The sequence below is a fragment of the Pseudoalteromonas sp. S4741 genome, assembly GCF_005886135.1.
Taxonomy (GTDB): domain Bacteria; phylum Pseudomonadota; class Gammaproteobacteria; order Enterobacterales; family Alteromonadaceae; genus Pseudoalteromonas; species Pseudoalteromonas tetraodonis.
Window position 1 is genome coordinate 1 of the sequence record NZ_PNCN01000121.1, and the last position, 5,196, is coordinate 5,196.

Below are 5,196 nucleotides of genomic sequence, written 5' to 3' on the forward strand. Positions count from 1 at the left end.
TCTAGCCCTTCGGGCACGCTTCCGCCCCTAGGTTGCAGTTCCTACGGTCTGATAAAAAATAGGTTTTAGGTCCTAGGTTCTAGGTTCTAGGTTCATAGTCTTTAAGTAAACACCTGCGGGCGTGAAGCCCCGTCTACAAAATCATTTTGAACCACAGAGCACGCGAGGCGCTGCGCGCTTCACAGAGAAACAAGTTTGCGCGGCGTAAAGCCCCGCCTACAGGCTATTTAAACCCCGAAGCTCGCAACTCGTCACTTCCTTAATCCCTAACGGCTTCTCTTTACCCTTTGTGGTAAATAAAATCACTAACAGACGCGACATAAAGTCGCTGCTACCTTTGCGAGGCGTAAAGCCCCGCTTTAAAAAACATTTTAGCTGCGAGCCACGGGCTACGAGTTTCGAGCCCTCTAAGCCCTTAGCTAATAGCCCACAGCCCGATACCCGTTGCTTATAACCCTATATTATAGGCTGCCTATCGCGGCTACTGCTACGCCTAGTTGGTAAAGTATTTGCGTTGCTGTGCTCCACAGCGTTAGCTTATCCATGTGCCCAGTGTCCATAGGTACTACTATGGTGTCGCCTGGTTCTAGCTGGTCTGAGTTATTAACGGCAAACCAGTTACCTGCGCTAGGTATTTTAACCGAGCCGTTGGCTTTTATAATGTAAATACGATCGTCGTCGGCGCGCTCTTTTAAGCCGCCGCTTAGCTCTAGGTAGTCGTCTAGGCTAACGCCTGCTTTATATAAGTGAGTAGTTGCATAATTAACCTCTCCCACTACGCTGATAGAGTCGCGCTTGCTTGGAACATATAAAGTGTCACCATCTTGTAGCACTAGTGTTTGCTGGTTTTTAGCAATTAGTGGTAGGTCAATAACTAAACGCCCTACAGCTTCTACACTGGCTAAGTCGTTAAGTAGTTTGTTCATTTCGTCGTACGAAAGCGCACTACTACTTACTGAATTTTGAAAGCTTTTTGATGCTACATCGCGGCGTAGTTCAGTAGCTAAACGGGCTAGTTGTTGTTGCTCTTGCTGCTTAACCGATTGGCGAATAAACACCGCTGCTTTTTGCTCGGCAAAGTTAGTAAAGCCACCGGCACGGTTTAATAAATCGGTTAGTGTTTCGCCGCGGCGAATGGTGTACGTACCCGGGAATAGCAACTCACCTTTAAGGGTTACTTTTACGTTTTCTTGCCAGTTAGGAATGGTAAAAATATTTAAGCTGTCTTTACTTTGTAATTTAAGGCCTTGTGCATTGCCACTCAATACTTGAGCAAGGTCTATATTAATGTGCTCAACATTTGAAGCATCGCCATTTACCATACGGGTAATTTCGGCTTGTTTGGTGTAAGCCGACTCCAATAAACCACCTGCTGCTGTGATTAAATCTGCTGCTTCAGCATCTACTGTTAATGGGTAAACGCCTGGGTAAGTAACACTACCATTCACCTCAACTAGCTGAATAGCTTGCTGAGTAGACGCTTGTCGCTTTAACTTTTTAATTATTGGTGCTAACAAATTATTACGGCTATAAGGTGTATAGCTAGCAGCACTTAGCTGGTTACTATCTCCTGCTTGGCTAGCAGCTTGCTCAATTGTGGTATCTTTTTTAGTGCCTGAGCCCGTTGCTGCTAACGTTAACTTTTCATCACGTTTTTCTTCAAATTCACTAAATATAAGTATTTTGTCGTTAGCGTTAAGGATTAAGTCGTTTTCACTATTTTTAACAATAGCTAAAGCTACATCAAACTGATGCACTTCTATGTCACCATTTATGTTTATTTCGCGCACCACTAAGCCATAGCTTAAATCGGCTTGTGGGAGCAGGTCGCCACGCACCGACTTTAACACGTCGGAAATGCGTTTACCTTGGTGCCATTGGTAACTACCAGGGCGAACTACTGCCCCCACTAAATTTACAACGTTATTATATTGTGCGCTTACCGTGTTAAAACGAATGCGATCGCCGTCTTGCGGAATGTAATTTATATTGCTAGCAGAAAAGTCTACGGTAAGTACTTCTTTGCGGTTGTTTTTAAAACGCTCTACCACGGCATTTTTAGTATAGGCACCAGGTTTTAAGCCGCCAGCCATAGCTAGTAATTCTTTCGCCGTTTCGCCTTTTTTAAGCTCAAAAATAGCAGGGCGTTTAACTAATCCTTCTACTTTAACTTGTGCGCCCACCGAAGGTACAAATACCACGTCGCCGGGTTTTAAAATAATATCGTTACTGCTATCACCGTGAATAAGTAGGTCGTATAAATCGAAATTAGTAACTACTTTACCAGCCCGCTTAACTTGAATATTACGTAATGATGCAATATCCGACACCCCACCACTTACAAATAAAGCATGAGACACTGTAGTAAGCGACGACACACTGTAACTTCCTGGTTTGTATGCTTCACCTAATACCATAATACGCATACTGCGAAGTTGACCAAGCGAGACAAACGCTTTTACACCTATAACTTCTTGCTCTACTTTTAACTTAATTAACTGCTTTACCTCAGAAAAAGTTAAGCCAGCGACTTGTACCGGGCTCAAATCAGGGATGCTAATGCGCCCTTCGCGATCAACAATAACTTCAAAGCTCGCGCTTTCTTTACCATAAAAGTTTATTAATAGCTGATCGCCTCGGCCAACTAAATACGTATCAGGCACTGCTGACGTTTCACTAGGCATGAAGGTAGTTGGTTCACCGGCAAAAAGTTCATAACCAAATGGCTTAACTGTATTAGGGTTTTGTTTTGCTGGTTCTGCTTTTGCTGCTTGCTCTTGTTGTACTAAACGAGGACCGATTGTTGGTTCTTCAACTTGAGGTTGATTACTTGATTGGCTTGACCCAGTTATTGCCGATAGATCAACACCGTACTGCTTTGCCAATGCCTGCTGCTGAGACTTTGGTAATTTTTTAAATTGCTCTATTTGCGACGCACTCGGAGTGAATGCTAATGCACTAAAGCTACATATTAATACTAAAGCACTAAATAAGTGTTTAAAAACGTTCACGAGTAGGTATTTCCCTAGGTCTACAACAAGAATTGCTGCGTATTGTACATTATTATTGGACAAATAAAAAAGGGACTTTTGCCCCTTTAGTCATTTAAATGTCATTAACCTGGTATTATTAGTTAAAAACTGTAAACCAGTGTTAGCGAGGTCTCTGTGTCGGTGCTTTCTTTGTCATCAGCAACATCTGAGTTATTGGTTATATTATAGGCCACTTTCATTTGCAGTGAGCCATTAATTTTAGTAAGTAGCGCAGTTTCTGAGCGAGTTTTGGTATTAGTATCACCGTACTCCATTGATACTAACTGAGTAAAGCGCGCGTTGTCTGAAATTTTCCAGCTAAAGTCTACTTTACCTAGCGCAATCACTTCGCCTTCGTATTCACCCGCTAGTGAGTTGCCGTTTTCATCAACCTCTTCGCTTACATCTGGGTATTTAAAGTACTTATAACCTGGACCAATTTCAGCATTTAGTTTCATGTTTGACTCGTTTAGTAAACGTAAACCATAACCCGCTGAAATAACCGACTCACTTCGGTATGCACCAAAGTAATCAGAAACATGCGACCCGTAAATAAATAAATGAGCGTGCTTTTCGTTTAATTTGTAATTACCCTGCGCTGATATAGAGTACTTTTCGTTAGTACGCTGTTTTTCTTTGCTGCCGTCGTCGTTTTCTACTTCATCTTCTTTGTAGATGCCGTCTAACTTATACTCGTTATTCCAGTTTTCTAAGTTATGCAATACTTTAATACCGCCTTTTAACGTGGTTGTTTCGGTATTACCGCTGGTAATAATAGCGCCTACTTCGCTGGTAACTTCCCAGGTTTTTTGCTCATCTTCTGATGCAAATGCATTGGTTGTAGCTGAGGCTGCTACTAAAATTGATAAAAGCTTAAGTTTCATTAAAAAAATAACCCTATAAAAATGTATTAATACCTATTAAAAAGGCAACGCGTATATTAATAAATCGAATTTGAGCGCTGCCTTAATAAATAAGTATTTTAAAAAATTAGTCTTGCTTGTGTAAATGTACATCCATTTGCGGGAATGGAATGGTAATGTCTGCGTCGTCTAACGCTATTTTAATGTTTTCCATTAACGACCAGTATGTTGGCCAGTAATCTTCTGAGTTAACCCAAGGGCGTACGATAAAGTTAACGCTTGAATCGGCAAGTTCAGAAACTGATACATTGTATGCAGGATCTTTTAAAATACGCGATTCGTTATCTAGTACTGATTTAAGTACTTCTTTTGCTTTTCGTAAGTCGGCGTCGTAGCCAACACCAATCACAAGGTCAACGCGGCGTGTTGATTCGCGCGAGTAGTTAATAATTGCATCTGACATGATTTTTGAATTAGGCATTACAATAACTTTGTTATCGGGTGTGCGCATTTCTGTTGAAAATATTTCGATTTTTTTAATCGTACCGGCTTTACCGCCAGCTTCAACGTAGTCACCTGATTTAAATGGGCGAAGTAGAATAATTAATACGCCTGACGCAAAGTTAGATAACGACCCTTGCAGTGCTAAGCCAACGGCTAAACCTGCCGCACCTAAAATAGCAATGAATGATGTGGTTTCGATGCCAATTTGTGACAGCGCCATTAAAATAGTGGCTGCAAATACAATGGCATATACAATACTAGAGACAAACGATGAAACCGCTTTATCTACTTTTTTCTTGTCGAATGCTTTTTCGGTTAACTTTGCACAAAATTTGGCAATTCGTCCACCCAGTAAAAATATAACAAGCGCTATGACTGCTTGAATACCGTAGTGTAAGATTAAGCCTGAATTTTCATTCAGCCAATTGAGTATTGAATCCATATTAACTCCTGATAGTGTTATTAAACAGTTTAGCGGTGTTGTTTATTGTATTGTAAATCTTTAATACATGTTTGCAACAGCGTTTTACGAGGTTCTAGGTTCTAGGTTCTAGGTTCGAGGTTCGAGGTTCGAGGAATTTAAAAACTTTACGATTAATATCGCAAGGTTTTTATATCCGTAGCAGATGTATGGACTCCTCCCCATTAACGGGAGAGTACGGTATAAAGAAATTGCAAAACAACTTTTACCAATTAAGGAGTCCATACATGGCACAGTCTAATTTAATTGCTATTGATTTAGCAAAAAATATTTTCCAAGTTGCGCAGTTTCAAGGCAGTAAACTTAAATCTATTAC

At 40.9% G+C, this 5,196-nt stretch carries 3 protein-coding genes; all 3 read right to left on the reverse strand.

Translation table 11 applies throughout. The features are described 5' to 3' along the window. Positions 1-461: 461 nt before the first annotated feature. The 3 genes from CWC30_RS15250 to CWC30_RS15260 all read right to left on the reverse strand — a co-directional run bounded on the left by CWC30_RS15250 (position 462) and on the right by CWC30_RS15260 (position 4,841). Positions 462-3,011, reverse strand: coding sequence for an SLBB domain-containing protein (locus CWC30_RS15250; protein ID WP_138627521.1), 2,550 nt, complete (start codon positions 3,009-3,011; stop codon positions 462-464). 122 nt (positions 3,012-3,133) lie between these two features. Then, on the reverse strand, positions 3,134-3,916 hold the full coding sequence (locus CWC30_RS15255) for a DUF481 domain-containing protein (protein WP_138627522.1): 783 nt from the start codon (positions 3,914-3,916) through the stop codon (positions 3,134-3,136). Positions 3,917-4,022: 106 nt separating this feature from the next. Further along, entirely contained in the window at positions 4,023-4,841 is an 819-nt protein-coding gene (locus tag CWC30_RS15260; RefSeq protein WP_013464003.1) for a mechanosensitive ion channel family protein, read from the reverse strand. Positions 4,842-5,196 lie beyond the last annotated feature (355 nt).

Coding starts and splice junctions, on each gene's coding strand:
- CWC30_RS15255 (WP_138627522.1), bottom strand. CDS start 3,916: ATGAAACTTAAGCTTTTATCAATTTTAGTAGCAGCCTCAGCTACAACC.
- CWC30_RS15260 (WP_013464003.1), bottom strand. CDS start 4,841: ATGGATTCAATACTCAATTGGCTGAATGAAAATTCAGGCTTAATCTTA.